This is a genomic window from Neorhizobium turbinariae, assembly GCF_023223505.1.
GTDB lineage: Bacteria > Pseudomonadota > Alphaproteobacteria > Rhizobiales > Rhizobiaceae > Neorhizobium > Neorhizobium turbinariae.
On the sequence record NZ_JALPRY010000012.1, the window covers coordinates 115110 to 137835 of the forward strand.

Below are 22726 nucleotides of genomic sequence, written 5' to 3' on the forward strand. Positions count from 1 at the left end.
CAGCGCGAGCTTACTCCATCCGCGATTCAGGATCTAACTAGGGCGCGCCGTACCTTCAGGATCGCTCCAGCCGAATTTGCCTTGATTTTTCCATTTCGCACCCGCACACAAACTCAATGTTTCTTAAGAGCGGAGCCCTTGTGTGAACGAGATGGTAGATTTCGATGATGATACGGTCAACTCAGGTTCGAGGGTGGATGCCGAACTCACGAAAGCTGAGGTTTCGGTGGTTGTGCCGGTTTATGAGGTAGAGCCCTACATAAGGACTTGTTTGAATTCGATTGCAGCCCAAACGCTACAGCCCCTAGATGTCATTCTTGTTCTGAAACCCGGCTCCGACCGGTCGTGTGAAATTGCCGAGGAGTTCGCGGCGAGATACGGCTGGAAGACCAGATACGTAGAGCATGACGAGCGACAAGGTGATTCGCGAAACCATGGCATCGATATGGCTGAAGGCGAATACATTGCCTTTGTTGACAGCGACGACTACGTCCCCCCGAAAGCCTATGAGCTAATGCTCAATCGCATTCGGTCGACCGGAGCGGATCTTGTGCTTGGTCGGACGCTTCGATTCAACTCCAAGAACCGAAAAGGTTGGGCAACACCTAAATTCGAAATGGGAGGAGTATTCAAGCAGCAGATCGTTCATTGGCGAGATTATCCTTGGCTTGTCTACAATGGGGCGCCGTGGAACAAGCTCATTAGCGTTGATTATCTTCGAAGAAACAAAATCCGATACCCCGAAAAGATCTACTACGAAGATGTAGGTTTCGTCATCAATCTCTTCCTACATGACCCACGGATCGCGATTGAGCCAGAGGTGGTTTATAAGTGGCGAATTAGAGATGGCAGTGCTGCCAAATCTGTAACTCAGCAGAAGGGGGACTTCGCGAATCTTGAGGAGCGTCTTAAGGTTTATGCTTGGTTGGACGACCAATTCAATAAATATGGACCGCCTGAAAGCATCAAACGCGCTTGGGATCACCGCAAGCTGACTGATGTGCTTTACTACGTGAAGCCGTACCTAAGTGGCACCGCGTATTTCAGAGACATGTTTCGCCAGACCGTTCCGGGTTATCTCAGCGGGCTAAGTCCTAGTGTGTTCAAGAAATTCCCGCTTGGCGACAGGCTAATAGCCAGATGGATGTTGAAGGGTCAGTTCCACAAGGTTGACACCTTGGGAGAGATCATTCTGTTCTACCGCGAAACCGCCGCCCTCCTAAAAAAGCATACACCTGCGCCGATCAAGAAGGCGTTGGTTGGCGCTGTTTACGCGTGCGCCGCACCGTTCGCTGCCGCATACTACCTGGGGCGGACGCCTTATCAGTACGCAAAAAAGAAGCGTCGACTGCCGTATCTGAGCTTCCGTGTTGGTGTGTTCTATAATCTGTGCACTCATCTGTTTCCGGTGAGCAAAAACATCTTCCTCTACGAGGGCGTGTCGGGCCGTCAATATGCAGGCAATGAGAAGTACATTTACCAGGAGCTCAAACGTCGCGCACCAAAGGCTAAGCATGTTTGGGCGTTCCAACAGCAGGACGGGGTGGACCGAAATGCGGCGGAGTTGGACGGGGCGGAGATCGTACTGAAGACATCTCTGAAGTACCTCTACTACCTGGCGAGAGCCGGCTATCTGTTCACTGGAACGAGCTTCCCTCAGTTCTTCCAAAAGCGAAAGAACGCAACATATGTCCAAACCTGGCACGGCACACCGCTGAAGAAGCTAGGCTTCGACGTAACCGCACCTGTCGGTCGGGAGTTGAACCGGAACTCCACCGAGAACGTCATGTACCCTCAGTCAAAGCAGTGGGATTTCTTCGTCGCACCAAACGAGTTCACGGCCGACCGCTTCTCCTCGGCATACAAGTACAGCGGGCCCGTGATGAGGACTGGCTATCCGCGGAATGATATCTTTTATGCAGATCCAGAGCAAAAGGCACGAATTGTCTCAAAGGTACGCAGCAGCCTCGGCATTCCCGAGGACAAGAAGATCATCCTGTATGCGCCGACCTTCAAGGACAGCAAGAAATACGGAAACCGAGACACGCCAATCAAGTTCAACCTAAACCTGGCGGAGCTCCAAAATCAACTTCAGGACGACTGGGTCCTCATTGTGCGAGCCCACCTTTTATCGGGGGGGCGGTTTGATCCCACGCCCTATGCCCCCTTCGTAAAGACGGCTTTGGTGGACGAATACGATGACCCTCAAGAGCTCTGCTTGGCGGCTGACCTGCTCATTACAGATTATTCCTCCATCTGTTTCGACTACGCAAACACCCGAAAGCCGATGCTGTTCTTCTGCCCTGACATGGCCGAGTATGCATCCGAGAAACGCGGCTTTTATTTTGACCCACAGGAGAAATTCCCTGGGCCTTTCGTCACTACCTCCAAACAGGTCGCCCTTGAGGTAAGAGAGCTGCCATCGTACCAAGAACGCTTCGCGACGAAGTACCGCGCCTTTGTCGAGGAGTTCTGTGCTTGGGAAGATGGTAAAGCATCAGCACGCGTCGCTGACGTACTAAAAATCTAGAAGCAAATGCTGGTGCGAAATGTTTCGCATCAGCCAGCGTGAATCCGTACCCATCGTGATATTGGTTCAGCAAGAGCGTTACCTCCCCAGCAAGGCACGCATCAGAGCTGTCGCCTAGGGGAGTTTCGGCCGAGGCCAATTAGTTGGAGGAAGCGTGAGAGGCACCGTTGTTATCATCATGAGAAGCGCAGTCGCGCTGGCATTCATGGGTATGTTTACCATGATTCAGACGGGTTCTGCACTTGCTTGGAACGGCATGGGTCACGAGGTGGTGGCAGCGATTGCAGAAAAGCATCTAACAGCTACAGGCAGATTGTGGGTTGGCGAGCTGCTTTCTGCCGAAGGGAAGACTTCAATTGTGGAAGTGGCGCGATGGGCCGACCGAATTAGAGACCTGAAGGTGGGGGTGCAGCCTTCGCATCTGGTTCGGCTTCCGTTGGATGAGAGAGAATATGATCCTGCCAAGCAATGCAAAAACCACCGTTGCATCATTGGCGCCATCGATGAAAGCGTCGCAGCGCTTAACGATCCGGCTCTCCCTACCGAAGCTAAGGTAGCTGCGCTTAAGTACATTGTGCACCTCGTTGGCGACATCCATCAGCCTTTGCACGCAAGCGAAGATCCAGGTGTATTTAAAGTCATTTTCAAAGGGAAGGAGATGACGTTCCATGACGTCTGGGACAGCGCATTCATTCGCAGCCGCAAAATGTCCGTCCACGACATTGCTGACATGGTCGACGATTTCGAGCGAGGTAACGCTCCTGCGGGAGGTTCAACAGTGTCCTGGGCGATAGAGAGCCGCAATCTCGCCAGAGACGTGTTGTTACGAGACTTAGGCGCTCAACGCGCCACCGCCATGTTGGTTCTTCCAGATGATTACTTGGAGCGGCACTGGCCAGCTGTGCGTCTTCGGTTAGAACAGGCGGGGCTTCGTCTCGCTAGTCTTCTAAATGGCATTCGGATGCGCTAATGCAATTTGCAACGGTTCGTAGGAACTAATGGGGAAAGAGATGAAGCGTAATCTAGCGATCATGTTTGCCGTAACGGCCAACTTGGCCTTTGCAGTTGGGAACATGATCGTCGGGCTCCGGAAGCACAACCCGGACATGTACGATACTATCGTCATCTTTCACGACGGTATTCCAGAGGATCAAAAAGCGGCGCTGATACAGCTGGATGAGCGCTGCGAGTTCCGGGAACTAACGAAGGATCAATGGCTGCGCCGGCACTTCGGCGACGACCAAGACATGGAAGTCCAACGGCGTGTCAACGATGCTCTCGGGCGGTATTCGCATTTCATGTTGGTCAAGCTCGACGTGTTTGATCTCTTAAAAGAGTTCCGTCAGGTCCTTTTTCTTGACGCTGACATGCTCATATCCGGAGACTTATCGCCGATCCTTCAGCACCGGCCAATGGCTTGGCGGGAGGGTACAAAAAAACTCATTCAGAAGTTCCACCCATTCACGACAGAACATGATGATTTCAAGGGCATAACAGACCGGCAAACCATCCCCAATGGTGGCCTGATTTTTGTCACAGATGACCTCCCGCACGAGAAGATGTTGGATGATGCGTATCGTTTCATCTCTACTTATCTCGGAAAGATTGCGTATACCATCGACGAAACCGCATTTGGTTGGGTGGCGTTCCGGCACGGTATCTCTGCCACGCTGTTACCTGTCAAATTTAACCGATGGTACGGCCACGCCGACGAAAGCACGGTGATCACTCACCCCATCGGGGAGCGTAAATTTTGGAACGATGCAGTGGTCGCGCTGGCTTTTCCCCAATGGCAAGAGAACAATGCAGCCTGGATTGCTGCGGGCGGAAAGGCGTATAGCGGGCCGGTCACGCGGCGTGATCTCGTCCCCACCGAATCAAAGAATATCTTGGAGGTATTCAACAACACGGAGACATGGAGAAGGGCATACGAAACAATACGCATGTCCTTGCCTGTGGAGCTCGTGCCCCCCTCGAATTTTTCGAAAAGATACTTCCCGCTGCACATGAGGGGAATAGACAAAGCCATCCACTATGAACTGAGGGCGACCGGCGAGGACACGTTTACCGTCGCGCTGCATTGTGAGGCACCTCTTCTTGTGAAGACGGAACTCTGGCGTGGGAAACTGGCAGAGCACGCGGGTCTTCTCCCGGGCTTCAACCTGGTAGCTACGGACGATCGTCTTTCTCTCGAGAGGCTACGCGTTCCTTTGGCAAAGTTGGCCGCGGTTCTCAAAACATTATATTCAGCGACGATCGTAGACGTGAAAAGAATGACTGGCAGCAATGTATTGCCCCATAGCCAAGCTGCTGGAGGACTGGTCGCAGGAAGTGCTTATCCGGAATTCACGATGAAGCTGCAGGAAGCGCTCCACTACCACGCGCTACCTCGAGATAAAAATGAACACGGTCAAGCCCGGCAGCGAACCGTTGACGATTTGTCTGCGGCAGTCATGCAAATGGTGCATTATCTAAAGCCGCAAATTGTCTTGGAGATCGGCGCGCATGGAGCTGAGTTCTCACGTTCCGTCAAGTTAGCGATGCCAGACGCTCGTGTTGTGGCGTTCGAAGCCAACCCCGGAGTCCACGGGAGGTACCGGGAAGAGGTGGAGGCTTTGGGAGTTGAATACCATTTCCAGTGCATAGCGGACGAGAACAGAACCTATAGGTTCAACGTACCGGCGACGACTAAAGAACACTCGACAATGGGAAGTCTTCTGACGAACCAGCGTGCGCCGGCTGAATCGACTTATGAAGTACAGGGGCAACGTCTTGACGATTTCTTAGGCGAAGACGGGCTCAACAACGCGATGTGGGTCGATGTTGAGGGGGCCGTCGGCTCAGTGCTTGCAGGGGCGGAGAAGTCACTGCAAAAGTGCATCCTTTTCTTTGCGGAACTGGAAGCGTCTCCTCGGTGGGAGGGGCAGGTGCTGGACCGAGAGGTTATCCAGCAACTTGCCGGCTTCGGCCTCTTCCCGGTTCTTCGAGATATTCAGCGCCACAAATGGCAGCACAATATCGTGTTCTTGCGGCAAGAGGCGCTTACGGATCCGGCGATCTTAAGCATCTGCAGCGAGTTTTTTAAAAAGACCGTAGGGCATGTGCGGCTTGAATCCGGGAACCGAATGAAGGCCGCCGCAGCTGCCGCCATCGCGGTTTTACCGTCGTGATGTAACTTTCTGCTGTAGCAGCGTCAGTGCAGCGATCGTGAGAGCGATCGGCGCTGACGCGGCCTGTACGTAAGGACCGTTGTTGATGCGAGCGCTGCCCATCCCGTTCTCCCAAGCTACACCGCCAACGTGATCTGGGGCGATCAACTGGGCCAGATTGAAGGCATCGTGAAGATAAAGCGTATAACGAGGTACCTTCCCTTCCTTGTCCCCATTTGGGACTAGGTACAACGTCCGCTCTCTCACGTTTCCTTTATCATCGAGGAACTTCTCCGATCGCTGCTTCCAGCCAACGAGTTGGGCGACTTCGATTTCCAGATCCCGGCTGGGTTCCTTTAGCTCATAAAGCTTGTCGATGAGGTCTTGGATACTCAAGTCTTCTTCCTCTTGTTTTCGAGCGCCCTACGTAGCCCTTCCCTTTAGGGGGTGACAATCACGAAGAGCTGCGCGACCTAAAATCGATGGTGCCGGTCGCTTCTTCCAGCTGCTGGACCCCGGCATCTGTGATCTGCGGTGGCTCGTCGGGAGTGCAAAAACCGAATGCCACTAATTGCATCAGACATATCATATGAACGACGCCCATGCGCCGCGGCAACTGGCCGGCAAGCATGCGTAAAGTTTCAATCTCGTCAGGGATAAGATCAGTCATAGCCAGCTCCGGCGGCTGATTAACCGACCAGCCAATGCGCCGCACCGACTGCAGCGGCTGCAATTACCGCGATACTGACCAAGCAGACGACTAATTCTCGGGTGGCTGAATAACGTTTCATCGCTCTCGCCTACTACTAACGAACCCTCCAGTCAAACATCGGAGAACGTCATGACTGTGCCCATCACGGTGCAGCAGATCCGCACGGCTGCCAAGGCCGTGGGGAGTGCTGCGAACCTGCAATCTGTACTGACCTCTCTCGATCGCTACGGCGCCGATGTTGGCCTCGATCGCCTGCACCGCCTGGTTCACTACCTCGCGCAGCTCATGCACGAGAGCGGTAGCTTTAAGTTTGACAAGGAGATCTGGGGACCAACGCCGGCGCAGCAGCGCTACGATACGCGCACCGATCTGGGTAACACACCGGAGAAGGATGGCGACGGCTTCCTGTACCGCGGTCGCGGGCCGATCCAGCTCACGGGCAAGGGAAACTACACATCGTTCCGGGACTGGTGCCGCCGCAAAGGCTACAGGTGCCCTGACTTCGTGGCCGATCCGGACGCGATCAACTCTGATCCGTGGGAAGGTCTGGTTCCGATCTGGTATTGGGACGAGGCTACCGGTCAATCTCTGAACCGGTGGGCCGACCAGAACGACATCGAGACGATCACCAAGAAGATCAACGGCGGCAAGAACGGACTTGCCGACAGGATCGACTACTACGGTCGGCTGGCGCTGGTCGTTTGCGGCTACTCGCCTGATGTCTCTGGCGCCAAGGCCTTCCAGCGGGCGGCGGGCTTCACCGGCGACGCCGTTGACGGCGACGTAGGTCCGAAAACACGCGCGGCGCTGCACAAAGCGCTGCTGGCCCGATCTGCAGCCTCAGGTGATGAAACGGTGCGATCGTCGCCAGTGGTCGAGGAGACCGTGATCGAGAAGTCTGTACCGGTTCCGGTTGACCGCCCCGTGGTGCCTGAAAAGGTCGAGAAGGAGGTTCGGCAGAAGTCCAGCTGGGGCGCATGGCTCACGACCGCGATCGGCGCGCTCGGTGGCCTCGGTACATGGCTTGCCAACGCGAACCCGCAGTTGATCATCATCCTCGTCGGCGCTGGCCTTCTGTGCGGCGGCATCATCCTTTTTGGCGGCGAGTGGATCGTCCGGCGGGTCAAGTCCATCCGACGCGAGATCGAGGCGTGACATGAGCCTGTTCGACATCATCAAGCTCGGCGTCGGGGCCGCTGTCGGTTTCGTGCTGTGCATGCTCCTATACGTCCCTGGTGCCGTCAGTGACGCGCGAAAGGCTGAAGCGGATCGCCTGACTGCCGCAACCAACACCGCAATCGGAGAACTGACCAATGAAGCTGACAAGGCTCGCGTCCGTCGTCGCCTGTGCATTGAGCGTGGCGGCATGTACCTCCACGAAACAGGCCAGTGTGGCGAAAGGCCAGCTGCAATCAACCGCTAGATCAATCGCTGGCACATCACTGATCGGCGCCCGTGGCGCAACAGAGCGGGACCAGGACAAAATCGACGACACTGTTGCGGGTCTTTGTGCATCCAAGGCCTGGACGAAGGAAGAATGCGCAGCACACGATGCGGTCGTGCGGTGATACCAATCCGCCGCAGTTTCAGTCCTGCAGCCGCGCGACCGAAAAGAACGTGAACAACATCATGCCAACCATCAGTGCTGTACACGATGTTTCGGCGAGGAATTGAACGTCCACGTAATCGGTCCCCGCATCGCCGTAGAAGCCCTGCCGAAACAATATGACGACGTGGGCCACCGGGTTCCAGAGCAGTATGTTGCGCGCCCCTGCTGGCATATCTGCAACGTTGAAAAAGACGCCAGATAGAAGGAAAAGCGGACGCATGACGATATCGAATGTCTTCTGGTAGAGTGGAAACCTTGCGAAGAGAACGATGTTCGCTAAAGCCACACCCATGGCAAGAAGCCACGCCAATGCTGTTGCCTCGATTATCTTCGACCATTCGACAGAAAACGGATAACGGGCCGTGAATGAAGCGGCGAACAATATGATTGTCGCGACAACAACGGATGTGGCTCCCTCCAAGATCACTCGCCCCACTACGGCATCAATCGGAGCCACGGTGGGGAACGTCATGAGGTTCTTGTTCGCACTGACTGAGGACGTGACGTAGCCGAGCATGCCCTTGTACATATTGAAGGCTATGAAGCCGGTCGCATAAAACAGGGTGAAGCTATCGCCTTTCGGGGGCATCCTTCCCAAGGCACCCATCAGGACAGACATGATTGCTATGAACGCGATAGGTTCCAGGAAGGCCCAGAGGTAGCCGCCCGGGCTGCGGCCATATCTTGTGGCCATCTCTCTGATGATGAACGCCGATACTACGCGCAAATGAGCTTTCAGGTAATACAAATCGCCGACTCCTCAGGGGGACCGTCTCATACCTCCCAGTTTGTGGCGGAATCAAGTAATGGCTTCACCGTTCGGCTCCCACATTAGTCACCGGTCACTTCGGTAGAGCGGCGATGGCGGCCGCCAGGGCGGCGGCCGAGGTGATAGGGGGAACCACCTCGACCGCCTGCTCGGTTTTTCATGCGCGCGCCGAGCAACTGATCTTGGAACTTATAGGGAGGTTTGATCAACGCCAACTTCGGTTGGTGCCCCCCTCAAATAAGAGGGGGTTTGTGCCGTACTGAGTATCTGAGGACTTGGTCACGCGAAAAGTGCGGAAAACGAAGAAGCGCGTGCATCCCCCAAGAGCACGCGCTTCTCGCTAAACCGAGGCTCTTCTGTGCTCGGTCGTTTGAATGGTACTTCAATGGCGTAACAGGGCAATTCCATCGAAAGATGTAGAGCGGGACTTCGAAGTCGTGACAGGTGGTCGAGTGGCACGCCCGAAGGAGATTGCCTTTCCCAAAGGTGGCGGCACACAAACGTGCTGGATCGTTTTCCCCGCGCCGGCCTGCAAGGCTGCCGGATACACCGGCAGGGTGCATTGAACGGAGAAGTCATAGCTCCCGATCAGGGTAAGCCGTTCGAGCCAAGATGGGGCGCAAAAATAGGCAGGGCCTTTGCCGTGTCGCTACCACTGGGGGCGGCTCGCTCGCCTAGCAGCAGTGCATCTTGCGCGAATTTCGCGAAGATAAGCCGCGCTTGCTCTGTAGGGAGACGACGTCGAAGAACCGCAGAACAGGCGTTACGCGCTGCGAGGTAGAGCGCGTCTCGCTCGCCGGCGAACCGGTTGGAGAGGAAAGAGAGGGCCTCTGCAGGGTTAGTGACCGCCTCCCGCCTGTATGAGCTTAGCCGCAAGACTATGGGAGCAGACCAGTCAGCCCAATGCGGGTCCACCACCGATAGATCCACTTTCCACTTCCGTCGCTGAGACATATTTCAAACCTCCGACCGCAGAGATCATGGAAACTGAAGCTTGTGCTAGGCTCGCTCACCTGCAGGTCGGGTTGTTCTAGTGGCTTTTTCTGACTTTGATCTCGCTCTCGTATGCCGCGAGGAAGAACATCTTAGCCGTCTCGTGGTCCGCCTCAAGGCGTAGTGCTGCGCAACAGATGCTGATCGCTCTGGAGCAGGCGGGGTTTGTGACCGTGAAGTTTTCTCTCATGTAGCGAACCGCCTCTGCCGGCCCAGTGATCTGGCGAACACGTGTCTTCTCAACAAGGTTCACCGGCGGGTGCCATCGTCCGTGAAACAGCACAGGAATAATCTGCGACATATCTTTCCCCCTTAGCTCATCTGTGTAAGCTCGAAAGGAATATTCCGCTTTTCTACAATGAACGCGAGTCTCGCCTGGCTACCTCTTTGGGTGGAGCGGGCGACCCGCAGGGCGACGGAGGGCGAAGGACGGTGGCTTAACAGATGCTGAAATGGTGCTGGTGACTGACGGCGTCACCGTCGCTCACGCGCGTGCCCAGGCGCTTGAAGAACCTCGGCCCTGGGGAGGTTGCTTACGTTCTGCGCACCGGGCGGCATGAACATTCGGGTAGTGCCGTGACCACAATGGCGGGGATCGTATAAAGCAAAGGAGAGCCACCCTGGCGGGGGTAGCTCTCCTTCAAGCCTCATTGGAGGTGAGGTTTGATAGCCGAACCGGTTGGGTGGTTGGCTGAAAACAAGATAGCTCGACCTCGCCATGCCGGGTATCGTTACAAACGCGGTACAGGCTACCTAAAAAGAAGAAGGGCCCGGCCGTTTTTCCCGCCTGAGCCCAAAGCTGTTTGATACGTCTTCAGGATGCATCATTCTGGAACGGTTGCAATCACCCATCTAGGTTAGAACCTTTGGGCTAATGCTCAGCTCGCCGACATCGGACTGCGGGTCAGTTCACCGTCTTGCCGGGCGCTTTCAGCACGGACGTGAACACCTTCGACACGTCCGGCGGCCGTTTCGGATCCGCGTTCCAGTCTGCGTCCATGCAGCACTGAGGACACGGCATGCCGGCGCCACCGCAGCCGCACGCCTTCGGGCCATTCCAAGGCTTGTTGGAATGCGTCTCACATACCCAGCCGGTGTCTCTGCAACGGTGACAGTTCGTCATCTGTGGCCTCACCAGCTCTCCTTAGCGACACCGGTATAGATCGCGTTGGCGGTGTCGTAGCTCCTACGAAGCGATCCGCACGTGGAGAAGGTCAAAGATGGGAGGTCATTTTACCGGATCAACGGGACCGGAACCAGAACATCAATGGAGCTAGACACCGTTGTGGCACTGATGAAGCGTGAAATGAGAAGCGAGGCGGATGGCAGGCCAGAATGATGAAGTGCTGCGCGCTCTGGGGCGGCTGGAGGAAAGCGTCCGATTGCTCCGTGAGGACTTCCAGGACGAGAAGTCCGCTGCTCGCGAAAGTCGCGCAGCGATCCACACACGGCTCGACAGACAGCAGGATGATCTTTCGCACCTTGAGACAACTGTCGTGCTGAGCGGCCAGACGGTGGCCCAGCAAAGAGACGTCATTGCCGGCCTAAAGGAGACAGTCGAAAAGGACATCCGGCCGACGATCGATGAGGTGAAAGATATCAAGCGTCTTGGTAGAACCGCCTCGATGATTTTCGTCAGTCTTGGATTTACGGCAGGCGGCGTGTTCTTCACGTTCTGGGACAGCGTGAGACCGTGGCTCGGCAAGCTCCTGATGCGCTAGCCGCGCTGGCCCTACCTCAAAAGGTGTAGTTGCATCATCCGTACGATTCCGTACATTTGTCCGCGGCGGACCATGTGGCGTATCAGCCCGCTGCGCCCAATTGGGTGCAGCGGGCTTTTTCATTCATAGCTTGGCAGCCCCCTGCCCTCCTTACAGAACATAGCCAGATCGCGGACCGATTGCGGACCGTTTGGGCTCTGAATAGCGGAACAAAGCCGGATCATACGCCCCTTCGAGTCCCGGAAAAGGTGGGTTTTCGCGAAGTAATCTCCGTTCGGGACGCGGGGGTCGCAAGGATTGTGTCCCAGACGTGGTGTAGCTTAGACGACCACGGTTCATCCGGGAGGGCCGGATGAATGTCGGATTTCTGCTGTCAGGCTGATGAGCGGACGATCGCTCACTTTGGCGATGGTTTCCAGCGTCATGTAGCGGGATCGCTGGATGGCCAATTCGTCGTTCTGTTCGAGTAGCAATGCACCGATCAGTCTGACGATTGCATTGACCTGCGCCTCGCGCATCGGGCGACGATCGTGAACGATTCCGAGCAGGAAGCCCACAAGCATTAGCCGGACCGCGACCTCCGGATCGATCCCTGGTCGTCCGCCCAGCTTCATCCGTGACCGACAGACGCCGGACCATGCCTACTTCAACGCGCTGGCACCAGTGATGGTCGCGGCCTAATCGAGGTGGAAATCCACGTAGCAAAACGCCCGAAATTGTTCAGACAAACCGAGCCACCTCTGATGGTCATAATACCAACATTACCCGTTAGCTGAGTGGGGGAGCATGTCCAGGCCTTTCAGAAGCTAAGTCAATTGCCCTCGATCGGCCTGGCCAGAAAGGCCTTCACCTTCTCGTCGACCTCCTCGCAGAGCCGCCATACCTGGCTATTGGAGATGCCACTCATGCCGATGGCCTTGCCGAGGTCGTCGACGGATCGGGTTGAAACGCTCTGGTATATGCCTCCTGGATCACCGCCGTCAGAGCCTTTTCCGCCATACGGCGCGGTTCAAGGAAGCTTGGAAAATAACTGCCGGTGCAAAACTGCTGGATGCGCAGTTCGACAGTGCCCGCCCGTGTCTCCCAGTCCCGGTCGCGATAACCGTTGCACTGGGCCAGTCGGAGACAATTTTTCGCCATAACCCGCGCCAGTCTTCGTGCCAACCTCCAGCGCCATCAGTTTCTCGGCAGCAAACCGATCATCTCACGGAGCAAATTAGCATCCGCGCTTCTCAACAAGCGAGCGCAGATTCTTCATGTCGTCGATCATCGGTGGTGTCCGTCAGGTTGGCTTTGAGCAGCCTGACCCTATCGGAAAACACTGGTGACCACCGCTACGCCGGCGCGGTTCCATGCCTCGACGCTGTCGTATAGCCGCCGCCGTCGGCTCGATAATCTGGCCGACGGTAATTATTGGTTGCGTCGACATTTCCGCCATAAGTGTGCCTTTCAGCGGGAGACGCTTGAATCGATGAGGCTTCGTGGTCAGCGCACCATCACGGCCCTGCCCTCCTGCCCTCTTTGCCCCGAGCAACGTTAGCCGCACCCAATGAATCACATCATCATCGGCGTTGATACCCGCAAAATCAGTCACCTATCGCCGTTGCAACCAACGTTCACGATGCTCGCCCGGGCCTAGGTACCAATGCTGGGCCACATCAAAGCAAGCTTTCGGCAACATTAGCAGCTAGATCAATCGGGCTTCGGCGAGCGCCAGTTGCTAAGAAGCCTCTGCAAAAACGGGCGGGGCTTTGATTTCGACCTGTTGAGCGCCCGTCGTGCAGACAAGAGTGCCCTGACGGACTCCCGCACGTATCGTTGTTCAGTTGTCTGTCCAGGGAGACGACCGGTGAGTAATTCGTCAACACGCTGGCACGCCGTGGGAACTATCAGATCGGGCGCTGTGTCACAGAACACATCACGGCGAATTCCTTTTGCTTTGCCAACGAGTTCATCGGCTGTAGCCAGCGCCTCTTTCAGGGCCCGCGCCAGATCTCTTGCTTCCGATACCACTAAACCGAGCTCATCTCGCCTGCGAAATTCGATTGAAGACAGATCAAATTTTTGCACACCTATCTTGTTGTGCGCCCATGGCTGGTACAGTACTACAGGTACCTCTGCATAAACGGCATCGAATATCGCACCAGAATAGTCGCTCAAAACCACGTCTGCGGCCTCAAGAAGCTTTCTCTGATCGTCGCCACCACCAAAAAGGTGTGAGATCCCTAAACTGGCGGCTTCGCGCCTCCAGTGTCTGCCACTGATCTCATTGTTATGATGCATCTTTATTACAACGTTGAAATCGCGGCGAAGTGTTGACAATGGCTCCAAGAGCTCGCTGAACGTCCCGAGCTCCCCGTAAGTCGGCATGTATAGCACCACGGGCAGAGATGGATCGAAGCCCAGGTCAATCTTGTTCTGCCGCAAAGCTTGTCTCTTGACCCGAGGGCTCCAACCAGAAAATTTCACATTTCCAACGGGGTAGCTTGGCGAAAAATGCGACACCTTCGATGCAGAGTAATCTCCATACATCAGATTCAGATCCGCAAGCGAACGCCATTCCCCGTAGTTGTGCCTTTCCTTAGCCAAGCCATATTGAACCGACACCAGTGGGACGCCTTCAACTTCCTCGATTCCAGGAAATACTGTCTGGAAAAACAGGGCATCGAACTCAGATGCGCGAGCAGCGATAGAGGCACGAGAAACTACTGAAACGCGTATCGGGCATGACTCAAGATCCGTCCGAGAGAACTCATCCCAGAGCGTAGGCCTATCAACAAGTAAAATCTCCGCGCGTGTGTAACTGAACATCAACTCCCAGAAGTGAGCTAGCTGGAAACTGTTTTTAACCACAAAAGCCACCCGCGGAGAGCAGAACTTAAGCATAAGTCGCCGACGCAGCCCTAATTTCTGCGAGTATCTCTGTCGTAGAGATGCCCTCCGTTCTCGGTAGATAAATTACCTCGCAGAGGCTCTTGAATTCGTCAAACCGACCCATCCAGTCATCTCCCATGACCAAGATGTCAGCACCGTATTTCTTGATGTAGTCCCCCTTCTGCTCGAGCGAGTGCTCGAAGAAGACCTCATCCACGCCCGAAATCGACTTAACGATTTCGAGGCGGTCGAACTGAGAATATACAGTTTTTTTCTGCTTCTTTGAATAGTTCAACGCATCAGTTGAGATCCCCACTATTAGATGATCGCCTAGCGCCTTAGCGCGTTGTAAGATGCGAATGTGACCTACGTGCAAAACGTCAAAAGTACCGAAGGTGATAACTCGCTTCATAGTGGCTCCTTCGTCGTGGCAAGCGAAGCAGCGTTATGAATGTTTTGTAACATTCGAGCAAGAGGCGACCATAAGGTTCGGAAGGATTGGTACGATCGTGGCGCAAGACGTGGTGTAGCTTTGGCGGTCGCCGTGCCTTGTGGACAGAGCCGGAATTAATCAGCTTGCGGCTGGCAGGCTGATGAGCGGATCATCGCTGATCGGAGCGATTGTCTCAAGTGTCATGTAGCGGGACCGCTGGACGGCCCACTCATCATTCTGTTCGAGCAATAGCGCACCGACCAGGCGCACGATGGCATCATCCTTGGTAACCGGTTTAAGACCTTCGGTGCTGACGTTCTGCTGCAGTTTGAGAATTGCGGCGTATGCTGCGAGCATCCGGGACAGAGGCACCGGGAGCACGAAGGAGGGGGCAGGCCGATCAATTCGATGAGCTGTGAGCTCGTGTTAGTAGGTGGCCGTCGATGCGACTCTCGGTTGCGCCGAGAGCGCGAGTCCGAAGTTGTCGTGTCGCCCGTAACTCCCGTTGTTCAATCGACAGGAGAGGCTTATGCGACGGGTTATCGAAGTTGATATCCACCGAACGTTTGGTGAGGTAGTTTTCTGCGAAGACGGCCGGCTCCGCCATGGTGGGCGCGTCGACATGACGCGAACAGCTCTTGAGGGTTCGGCAAGACACTTACGCAACAGACGAGGTTGTCATCGAGGCGGCGGGAAACTGCATGGCAGTATCTCGCGTCCTTTCGCCGTCCGTGCGACGGGTCGCGATTGCCAATCCCCTGCAGGTGCAAGCGATCGCGCAGGCGCACGTCAAGACCGACAAGATCGATGCTGGCACACTGGCCAACCTTTATGCTGCTGGCTATCTGCCGGATATCTGGTCACTAGACGCCGCCACAGAACGCATGAGCAGGCTGGTGCCCCGTCGCCATCAGGTCGTGCATCACCGTACGCGGATTAAGAATAAGATCCATTCCATCTTGAATGCTCACTTGATCCCCAAGTGTCCACATGCCGACCTGTTCAACGGCCGTGGGCGTGAATGGCTTAAACGTCAGCCTCTGCCTGACGATGAGCAGTTCGCAATCGACCGGCATGTACGCGAACTCGACAAGCTCGGTGAAGATCTTGCGGTGCTCGATCGGCAAATTGCCGAAGGCACCATGGATGATCCCGCGTCAAACGGCTGCTCACGATCACAGTCGATCTCACCGTCGCGGTGGGATTAATGGCGGCCATCGGCAATATCAGCCGGTTTGAAAGCCCGCAGAAGCTGGTCAGCTACTTCGGGCTCAATCCGCGTGTTCGCCAGTCCTGGACTTGGCGCTGCTCATCACGACGTATCAGCAAGATCGGTCGCAGCCATGCGCGGGTCATGCTAGTGGGGGCAGCATGGGCGGCCAACACCGATTGATACGAGCTTCAATGGTAGGGTAATTCCCTCGCCAATCGACGGGCTTCAAAAGTAGAATTTCTCAGGCTTTATGATCGAGGAGATTTTTATGAAGACGAGGAGATTAAGCGAACCCCAAATCCTCGCCATTCTGCGTCAGGCAGAAGGCGGCGTTCCGGTGCCGAGTAATGCCGGGAACACGGGATGAGCACTGCTAGCTTTTACAAGTGGCGTTTGAAGTATGGCGGCATGGACGCTTCGATGATCCGCCAGATGAAGGCTCTGGAGGATGAGAACCGTCGGCTGAAGAAAATGTATGCCGAGATGAGCATGAGCAGAACTGCTGAAGGAAGCTTTGGGAAAAATAACACTGCCGTTTCAACGCCGACAACCTTACGGCGATGCAATCATTGCCTACCAACCAGTGGATGGCCGGGAAAGCAGTGGCGTTGCACGGGTGAGCATTGCGTTTGCCTGCCGTACCTTCGACGTCAGCGAGACTTGTTATCGTTACAGCGCCAAGCTGAACGACGAGAACCAGCAGATCGCCGATCTCCTCATCGGGCCGACGCGGTCAAAGAACACCTGGGGCTTTGGCCTGTGCTTCCTTTACCTGCGGTAATGTCCGAGGATATCGCTGGAACCACAAGCGCGTATACCGCATCTACCGCGAGCTGGAGTTGAACCTCAGGATCAAACCAAAGCGGCAAGCTCATCGAATGGGCAGCGAAACAAGAGATTGCTTTGAGCCACATCGAGCCCGGAAAGCCGCAGCAAAAACGCTTATGTCGAGCGCTACAACCGCACCGTCCGGCATGAATGGCTCGACCATACATCACTGAAAGTATCGAAGAGGCACAGGAATTCGCCACGCAGTGGCTATGGACCTACAACAATGAACGGCCCAATATTGGGATCGGCGGCGTCACACCCGCACAAAACTGAAAATGGCCGCGTGAATTGTACTGCGGAGCCCCGTTAAGAACGGCGGGATTACCGGATGAGCCACGTCATCCGCAACATCGTGAGGCCGTGGAGCCGCGTAGCGCGAGCTTCGGACCACTGCACATCGGAGGCGACATCATCAATGAGTGCGTTGATCAGGCTCGCGTGCCGCCAAGTTCTCCGAGAGAAAGAGGCCAGAGCGAACGTGACCGTGACCGCACCAGCCGCAGTCTATATCGGATGCTTACGGCGTGCATGTCCGACTGCAGGACCTATTCCACCAACGTCTACTCACCTCGAGGGGCGGCGACTGCCGCTCCTCGCTCAAGGGCCCAAGCTTCGGTTCCGACGCGGTCGTCTCATACAGCCTCTCCTGTTCGCGGCTTCGCGGAAGCCAGGCAGTAGTTGCCCCTACGTAGGCACGTGGATGTCCCAGCCGTCTGGTCGCAAACCGCTAGTTCCTGTCGCGGATGTTGTAATAGCCCATCACGGCAACGGCCCAAAGCAGCACCGATCCTAGCAGAACTAGCAACGAGCTCATGATCCGGTGAGGATATTGCGCAAACTCAGAGAGGGTAGGCTTGATGAAGACCGCGAGGTAGCGCTGCTTCGCAGCCGCTTCAACACGAGCCTTTTCCAAAGCCGCTAGTGATGAAGTATAAGCTCGCTCTGCGAATTCATTTTGAGTTTGCAGCCCCTCGTATTCCTGAATCCGCCCGGCAACATCGGCCATCTGTCCGGCGTTGCGACCCTGCTTCCCCGCCGTGCCACTGCCAAACCGCTGTCGTTCGCGCTGAAGTTGCTTCTCTAAGCTGGCGATCTGAGAGCGCAGCACCCTAACCCGCGGCGTATCTTCCCCCATCTGGGTAAGCGCAGTCGATAACTCTGTCTTCAACTGGACGAGCTGAGTTTCAATGGCGCCAACAAGCTGCGCGGCAAGCTTAGCACCCTCAACCGGATCCGCTTCCTGGGATTCGTCTCTGTAGTTTCTCAAAGCCGCTCTGGTCCTGTAGAGGCGGTCCTCAGCCGATGAGACTTCAGACTGCGCGACGCGGAGCGTTTCATTACGAGCAGTAATGGAAAGGTCGTTGATCAGTTTCTCGCCTTGAGTGACGACGAATTCCGCAACTCTTTGTGCTGTCTCTGGCTCGAACGCCTTGATCCGCAGGTTGATGATGCCGGAGGTGTGATCGAAATCCACCGTTACCATGCTGCGCCAGTAGGCCAGTTGGTCCTCAATAGGTTGATCGGCACCAAGCCCAAAAAAGAAGTCGCTTCCTCTCGGCGCAAAGATCCTTTCCAGGCCAAAAGCCTCGTCCACTATCTGTACCATGCGCTCACTCAGGATGTAATCGAGCAGCACGTAGGAGTCAGAGACAGTACTTCCACTCGTAGACTGGGAGAACATCCCCAGAATATCGGATGCTTGCACCGAATCGATGCTCCGCACCGAAAATGATGTCGAGCTGTGATATTGGTCTGCGGCAACGAAGGCCATGTAGACTGAGGTCACCATAGAAGGGATCGCCACGATTGCAAGGAAAGCGGCGCCGATCACCAAATGTCGTGTCTTGAACCGGCTAACCCAGCCACGCTTCTGTTCAGTTGTAGGCGCCTCGTCGAGCGTCCTTTCCGGCTGCGTAACCCCTTCCATCGCTGGCGCAGCTGCCGGTGTGTCCAGCAGCGCCTGAAGCAGGCGTAGGTTCCGCGGCGCAGGCGGTCGTTCGGCAGTCTGTTTCCCGCGCAGGACACCAGTGTCATTTGCGATTATCTTCGATGCCTGTTCCGTCACGGTCAACGCCTCTTCAAATTGCCTTCATGGGCGGCAATCGCTTCTTCGAGTTTATCATAGTAGGTTAGAGAGCCATCTTCTAGTACGACTCCAGCCTCGCAATAGTCCCGCAACGTGGATGGGCTATGAGAGACCATTACCACATCAGAATCGCTTAAGCGTTCCTTAAATGCCCTCTGAGATTTGCGTTTGAAGTTGGTATCGCCAACGGCGGTGATCTCGTCCACAAGGTAGTAGTCGAACTTGACGCCCATGCTGACGCCAAAAGCTAACCTCGCCTTCATACCCGATGAATAGGTGCGTACTGGCGCGCGAAAGAATTCCCCAAGTTCCGAGAACTCTGCTACGTAATCTACGAGTTCCTCGGTATCAACGCCATATATTCTAGCCACAAATCTAACGTTCTGCTCGCCCGACAAATTGCCCTGGAAGCTGCCGGCAAACCCCAGTGGCCATGATACTTTCGCTTTCCGGACTACGCGTCCTTTATCAAGGTCAAGCGTACCTGCAATGATCTGCAGAAGCGTCGATTTTCCAGCTCCATTGCGTCCTAATAATCCGATGCTCCTGCCCCGCGGAATAGTCATCGAGACGTCATTAATGATCGTTTTATTCACGCCTTTCATCCGAACGAACTTTGTAGCATTCTCCAGCCGGATCATCGTGCTCTCAGAGCTCCCTTGCACATCGTGAACAGAACGAAGCCGAAGAACAACGAGATTAGCGCAAATGAGCGTAGATAATCGGCATCGAAGCCCACCGCGCGATATTGGGAATAAAAGCCCATGCGAAACTGCATGACGAGATGGGCCAAGGGGTTCATCAAGATTATCTCCCTTGCGCCCGGCGGCAGCGAATCTGGAAGGTAAAAGATACCCGACACAAGGAAGAGCGGCCGGCTTACAATGCCGAAGACCTTCTCGTAGAGGGGAAACTTGACAAACAGCACGTTATTCGCGAGCCCGGTGCCGAGTGCGATCGTGCTTCCAGTCAGAGCGGCTTCAATCAAATGGTGAAACTGAATCGACAGCTGGATACGAGTAAGCGCAACAATTGGGCTCAGAACGCAGATACCCACAACGATCGTCGTAATGAGCTGAAGGATGTAACGCGCCCAGACCGTATCTATTGGCGCCACATTAGGGTAGCTCAACAGCGACTTGTTGGAACTGACTGCTGTGTTCAAGTAGCCGGCGCTAGCCTGATAGAACTGGAACCCGATGTAGCCCGTTGCGAAGAACATTGGAAAGCTCGTGCCTAAAGGAGGCGTATGAGCGATCGCCATGAAAATGACGGACAAAAACACAATATGCGCTATCGGGTCTAGCAGCGCCCAAAGGTAGCCGCCAGGCTTGCTGCCAAACCGCGTCGACATCTCGCGTATCAACAACGCGGCGACGACTCTGGCGTGCGTTCCAACGTAGTTCAATACTCTGATACCTCAACTCCAGTCAACGACATGCTCTGGTACCTAAATATGTCTTTTGCATGTGACACGCCAGTCCACCCTCGCTTCCGCTGCAGAGGTTCTCAGGGCCACCGGTTAAACGCATGCCCCGTTCCGACGACGCGCACTGTCTGAGCTTGATCTAGGACAAATAGGTGCGAATTTCGGGCAAAGACATGAAGCTTTCCTCTTTTTGCTCCGGTAAAGCATGGATATTCAGCGCCTCATGTTGGATTTCAGCCAAAGTCGGCGGAGACGAGATCTTTCGTGCACGTTCTGCTCCATCTTCATCTGTCCAAGCAGATCGAGCGCCTGCTCAAAAGTCAGCTCTTTCTTCAGAATTGGGTCGAAATATCTAGCGTAGAGGATGTAAGCCGCTGCAAAAATCTCTTCCACGGTTCGTCTTGCGGTGCGGCGGCGACATTCTTGTCGATCATCAGTAACACCCCAACCTGCGTAGAAAGGCATGCCTATGCAGGTAACCTTGATCCCGCGGATAAGCGCTTCGAAGCCGGAGAGTGAAGTAATCGTATATACGTGATCCACGGTCTCAAACGCGTCTGCCAATGCTATGTCCTGTTCAAGAAGTAGGCAAAGATGCCGAACATCGTAGGGGTTGGACTGTTTGGGCCGAGTTCCATGCAGGATCTCGGGGTGCGGCTTGTAGATGATCTGCGCATCGGGGTTTTCATCGAAAGCAATCCTTACGAGGTCATTGTTGTCGATTTTGCGGCTACATCCTTTCTCGATGGAAGCGTCCCCCTCCACTTGACCCACGACCAACACGCGCTTGCGGGTCTTCGGTCCGTAGATCTCGGAGATGTCCGCTGACTCTGACGTATTGTATTTAGACAAGCGAGAATTGATTAGCTTTTCAATGCCGCACCTCGCCCGCTGAAGGAGCGCAGGATCCGCCGCGAAATCATAGGTCTGAAGTAGATGTTCAAGGTCTGAAGGACAGGTCGCATCGAAATACATCCCTGACTGGTCAAAGCACAATGACAGAGGCGGGGTCCGTTTAGCGCCCAGTTTTACGGAGCGTATGAACCCGTCCTCAATTCGAATTAGAGGGATGGAATGACGGCGGCAGAACTCGTCTACGAACCGAGGAGCTTTGTAGCCCCACACATAAACCTTCGAGCCTGGCTGAGTGAGAATCAACGGGCCAATGATCGTGTGGAAGCGCCAACTCGTGATCCATCGACTGATACGCACAACCCTTTCATGAGGTAGCCAATAAACGATGAACTTCTTCCAAGGTCGCAACCCTATGACAAAGGCACGCGGCTGCAGGTCAACACCACGATGTTCAAACAAGGCTCTGAATCTTTCAACGATTGCGAGCATATCGAACCATGCGTCGAGACAATTCCGAGGGATTATGTTTAGCGCAAGAACGGGTGGATGCCGGCATCAGGTGCGCAACCGAACTACAGGCCACATGGTAAAGATGAAGAAGCCCATCGATATCACTGTGAGAGCCCACCAGAACAAGTAAGACATATCGAAGCCGTCCATCACGCTTGCGCCGTAAAACCCTTCCCGGAAGAGGATGACGATCTGCGTAATGGGACTAGCGAGGAGGATATCTTGGAACGGATGAGGCATCTGACTCGGGACGTAAAAGATCCCAGAAAGAAGGAATAAAGGCCGAGTGATAACGCCAAAGACCTTTTCGTAGAGCTTCGACCGCTCGAATAGCACCACATTCGTCAACGCTATCCCAGCCGCAAGCGTCCAGGCGAAGGCCGTGGCCTGCAGGAGAGCGCTCCAAATGATCTCGTGAGGAAAGGGATCCGTTAAATATGCCCCCCAAAGTACAATGATCGCCACCACCACCGAGGTTGCGGCCTGCAAGATCCCACGCCCAATGAAGGGGTCGATCGGCGCGACGAGCGGGTACTGCAGCAGGCTCTTGTTCGAACTTATGGCAGAGGAAAGGTATCCGACCATCCCGTTATACATGTTGTACGCGATATAGCCGGTCGCGAAGAACAGGGGAAACGAGGTGCCCACGGCCGGCGTTCGCGCGAGAGCACCGAAGAGAAGGCTCATCATACCCACATATGCGACAGGCTCGACAACGGCCCACAGATATCCGCCCGGACTCCTGCCGTAGCGCGAGGCGATTTCTCGTACGATGAAAGCGAAAACAACTCGAAGATGCGACGATAGGGTGAGCACGATCGACCTTTAGGTGGCTAACGCCGCGCCCTTAGCACACAGTTCCTCTGTTTGCACACGCTTATGTTTCGGACGCGGTGGGAAATTAGCACGCGGAGGTAACTATAAGGAGCATCCCGCTTCCGTCTGCCCTGGTTGGCCATTAAGTGCAACATTGATCGAAGCCGTCAGAACACTGGGTACGTCTTAGGCAGCC

20 protein-coding genes and 4 pseudogenes are annotated in these 22726 nt (G+C 55.1%); 9 read left to right on the forward strand and 15 right to left on the reverse strand.

The genetic code is table 11. The features are described 5' to 3' along the window. The first annotated feature begins 151 nt into the window (after nucleotides 1-151). The 3 genes from M0654_RS11295 (at nucleotide 152) to M0654_RS11305 (ending at nucleotide 5700) form a co-directional block, all read left to right on the forward strand. Complete coding sequence (locus M0654_RS11295) at nucleotides 152-2530, forward strand: bifunctional glycosyltransferase/CDP-glycerol:glycerophosphate glycerophosphotransferase (protein ID WP_248683353.1); 2379 nt, start codon at nucleotides 152-154, stop codon at nucleotides 2528-2530. A gap of 154 nt (nucleotides 2531-2684) precedes the next feature. Beyond that, complete coding sequence (locus M0654_RS11300) at nucleotides 2685-3500, forward strand: S1/P1 nuclease (RefSeq protein WP_248683181.1); 816 nt, start codon at nucleotides 2685-2687, stop codon at nucleotides 3498-3500. A 40-nt stretch (nucleotides 3501-3540) separates the two neighbouring features. Then, nucleotides 3541-5700, forward strand: a complete 2160-nt coding sequence (locus M0654_RS11305) for an FkbM family methyltransferase (protein ID WP_248683182.1) — start codon at nucleotides 3541-3543, stop codon at nucleotides 5698-5700. Here M0654_RS11305 and M0654_RS11310 read toward each other — a convergent pair. Together M0654_RS11310 and M0654_RS11315 are read right to left on the reverse strand one after the other, a co-directional pair. After that, nucleotides 5689-6075 carry a hypothetical protein gene (locus tag M0654_RS11310; protein ID WP_248683183.1) on the reverse strand — a complete coding sequence of 129 codons (387 nt, stop codon included), beginning with the start codon at nucleotides 6073-6075 and terminating at the stop codon, nucleotides 5689-5691. The two genes, M0654_RS11305 and M0654_RS11310, sit on opposite strands and share 12 nt — an antisense overlap. Nucleotides 6076-6133: 58 nt before the next feature. After that, nucleotides 6134-6349, reverse strand: coding sequence for a hypothetical protein (locus M0654_RS11315; RefSeq protein WP_248683184.1), 216 nt, complete (start codon nucleotides 6347-6349; stop codon nucleotides 6134-6136). A gap of 171 nt (nucleotides 6350-6520) precedes the next feature. On the opposite strand from M0654_RS11315, the gene M0654_RS11320 reads away from it, so the two are divergent. Then, nucleotides 6521-7546 (forward strand): glycoside hydrolase family 19 protein, encoded by a 1026-nt coding sequence (locus M0654_RS11320; protein ID WP_248683185.1) that lies wholly within the window; start codon nucleotides 6521-6523, stop codon nucleotides 7544-7546. 1 nt (nucleotide 7547) lies between these two features. Then, nucleotides 7548-7814: a hypothetical protein gene (locus M0654_RS11325; RefSeq protein ID WP_248683186.1), complete on the forward strand. Its 267-nt coding sequence runs from the start codon at nucleotides 7548-7550 to the stop codon at nucleotides 7812-7814. 163 nt (nucleotides 7815-7977) lie between these two features. Here M0654_RS11325 and M0654_RS11335 read toward each other — a convergent pair whose 3' ends face one another. The 3 genes from M0654_RS11335 to M0654_RS11340 all read right to left on the reverse strand — a co-directional run bounded on the left by M0654_RS11335 (nucleotide 7978) and on the right by M0654_RS11340 (nucleotide 10063). Continuing rightward, nucleotides 7978-8748, reverse strand: coding sequence for an ABC transporter permease (locus tag M0654_RS11335; RefSeq protein ID WP_248683188.1), 771 nt, complete (start codon nucleotides 8746-8748; stop codon nucleotides 7978-7980). A 609-nt stretch (nucleotides 8749-9357) separates the two neighbouring features. Then, entirely contained in the window at nucleotides 9358-9723 is a 366-nt protein-coding gene (locus M0654_RS22930; protein ID WP_390920060.1) for a DUF982 domain-containing protein, read from the reverse strand. 76 nt (nucleotides 9724-9799) lie between these two features. Then, entirely contained in the window at nucleotides 9800-10063 is a 264-nt protein-coding gene (locus M0654_RS11340; RefSeq protein WP_248683189.1) for a DUF982 domain-containing protein, read from the reverse strand. 1021 nt (nucleotides 10064-11084) lie between these two features. Between M0654_RS11340 and M0654_RS11345 the strand changes: the two genes are divergently transcribed. Beyond that, a complete protein-coding gene (locus M0654_RS11345; protein ID WP_248683190.1) occupies nucleotides 11085-11483 on the forward strand; it encodes a DUF1515 domain-containing protein in 399 nt (132 codons plus the stop codon). Between the two features lie 335 nt (nucleotides 11484-11818). Here M0654_RS11345 and M0654_RS22935 read toward each other — a convergent pair. The 5 genes and pseudogenes from M0654_RS22935 to M0654_RS11370 all read right to left on the reverse strand — a co-directional run. Further along, nucleotides 11819-12085, reverse strand: a pseudogene (locus M0654_RS22935) (transposase); the annotation flags it as partial. A 215-nt stretch (nucleotides 12086-12300) separates the two neighbouring features. Next, a pseudogene (locus tag M0654_RS11355) lies at nucleotides 12301-12753 on the reverse strand (transposase); the annotation flags it as partial. A gap of 422 nt (nucleotides 12754-13175) precedes the next feature. After that, nucleotides 13176-14336, reverse strand: coding sequence for a CDP-glycerol glycerophosphotransferase family protein (locus M0654_RS11360; protein ID WP_248683191.1), 1161 nt, complete (start codon nucleotides 14334-14336; stop codon nucleotides 13176-13178). Between the two features lie 25 nt (nucleotides 14337-14361). Next, nucleotides 14362-14769 (reverse strand): adenylyltransferase/cytidyltransferase family protein, encoded by a 408-nt coding sequence (locus tag M0654_RS11365; RefSeq protein ID WP_248683192.1) that lies wholly within the window; start codon nucleotides 14767-14769, stop codon nucleotides 14362-14364. A 159-nt stretch (nucleotides 14770-14928) separates the two neighbouring features. Next, a pseudogene (locus tag M0654_RS11370) lies at nucleotides 14929-15066 on the reverse strand (IS256 family transposase); the annotation flags it as partial. Nucleotides 15067-15428: 362 nt separating this feature from the next. Between M0654_RS11370 and M0654_RS11375 the strand changes: the two are divergent. From M0654_RS11375 to M0654_RS11385, 3 genes and pseudogenes are all read left to right on the forward strand, one after another. Continuing rightward, nucleotides 15429-15998, forward strand: a complete 570-nt coding sequence (locus M0654_RS11375) for an IS110 family transposase (RefSeq protein ID WP_248683193.1) — start codon at nucleotides 15429-15431, stop codon at nucleotides 15996-15998. Then, nucleotides 15998-16183, forward strand: a complete 186-nt coding sequence (locus M0654_RS22940) for an IS110 family transposase (protein ID WP_248683194.1) — start codon at nucleotides 15998-16000, stop codon at nucleotides 16181-16183. The genes M0654_RS11375 and M0654_RS22940 overlap by 1 nt, the downstream gene beginning before the upstream one ends. Before the next feature lie 88 nt (nucleotides 16184-16271). Next, nucleotides 16272-17107: pseudogene (locus M0654_RS11385) on the forward strand (integrase core domain-containing protein). Between the two features lie 454 nt (nucleotides 17108-17561). Here the strand turns inward: M0654_RS11385 and M0654_RS11390 are convergent. From M0654_RS11390 to M0654_RS11410, 5 genes are all read right to left on the reverse strand, one after another. Further along, nucleotides 17562-18899 carry an RkpR, polysaccharide export protein gene (locus tag M0654_RS11390; protein WP_248683354.1) on the reverse strand — a complete coding sequence of 446 codons (1338 nt, stop codon included), beginning with the start codon at nucleotides 18897-18899 and terminating at the stop codon, nucleotides 17562-17564. 2 nt (nucleotides 18900-18901) lie between these two features. Beyond that, complete coding sequence (locus M0654_RS11395) at nucleotides 18902-19561, reverse strand: ABC transporter ATP-binding protein (protein ID WP_248683195.1); 660 nt, start codon at nucleotides 19559-19561, stop codon at nucleotides 18902-18904. Continuing rightward, complete coding sequence (locus M0654_RS11400; protein ID WP_248683196.1) at nucleotides 19558-20328, reverse strand: ABC transporter permease; 771 nt, start codon at nucleotides 20326-20328, stop codon at nucleotides 19558-19560. Before M0654_RS11400 ends, M0654_RS11395 begins: the two co-directional genes overlap by 4 nt. A 234-nt stretch (nucleotides 20329-20562) precedes the next feature. Continuing rightward, complete coding sequence (locus tag M0654_RS11405; RefSeq protein WP_248683197.1) at nucleotides 20563-21693, reverse strand: capsular polysaccharide export protein, LipB/KpsS family; 1131 nt, start codon at nucleotides 21691-21693, stop codon at nucleotides 20563-20565. 66 nt (nucleotides 21694-21759) lie between these two features. After that, the gene (locus tag M0654_RS11410; RefSeq protein ID WP_248683198.1) at nucleotides 21760-22530 is read right to left on the reverse strand and encodes an ABC transporter permease; all 771 of its coding nucleotides are present in this window, start codon (nucleotides 22528-22530) and stop codon (nucleotides 21760-21762) included. Nucleotides 22531-22726: the final 196 nt, after the last annotated feature.

Bases quoted from the DNA above. Each gene is read 5' to 3' on its own strand.
- M0654_RS11395 (WP_248683195.1), bottom strand. From the start codon at position 19,561: ATGATCCGGCTGGAGAATGCTACAAAGTTCGTTCGGATGAAAGGCGTG.
- M0654_RS11325 (WP_248683186.1), top strand. From the start codon at position 7,548: ATGAGCCTGTTCGACATCATCAAGCTCGGCGTCGGGGCCGCTGTCGGT.
- M0654_RS22930 (WP_390920060.1), bottom strand. From the start codon at position 9,723: ATGTCTCAGCGACGGAAGTGGAAAGTGGATCTATCGGTGGTGGACCCG.
- M0654_RS11315 (WP_248683184.1), bottom strand. From the start codon at position 6,349: ATGACTGATCTTATCCCTGACGAGATTGAAACTTTACGCATGCTTGCC.
- M0654_RS11345 (WP_248683190.1), top strand. From the start codon at position 11,085: ATGGCAGGCCAGAATGATGAAGTGCTGCGCGCTCTGGGGCGGCTGGAG.
- M0654_RS22940 (WP_248683194.1), top strand. From the start codon at position 15,998: ATGGCGGCCATCGGCAATATCAGCCGGTTTGAAAGCCCGCAGAAGCTG.
- M0654_RS11320 (WP_248683185.1), top strand. From the start codon at position 6,521: ATGACTGTGCCCATCACGGTGCAGCAGATCCGCACGGCTGCCAAGGCC.
- M0654_RS11295 (WP_248683353.1), top strand. From the start codon at position 152: ATGGTAGATTTCGATGATGATACGGTCAACTCAGGTTCGAGGGTGGAT.
- M0654_RS11365 (WP_248683192.1), bottom strand. From the start codon at position 14,769: ATGAAGCGAGTTATCACCTTCGGTACTTTTGACGTTTTGCACGTAGGT.
- M0654_RS11305 (WP_248683182.1), top strand. From the start codon at position 3,541: ATGAAGCGTAATCTAGCGATCATGTTTGCCGTAACGGCCAACTTGGCC.
- M0654_RS11340 (WP_248683189.1), bottom strand. From the start codon at position 10,063: ATGTCGCAGATTATTCCTGTGCTGTTTCACGGACGATGGCACCCGCCG.
- M0654_RS11405 (WP_248683197.1), bottom strand. From the start codon at position 21,693: ATGCTCGCAATCGTTGAAAGATTCAGAGCCTTGTTTGAACATCGTGGT.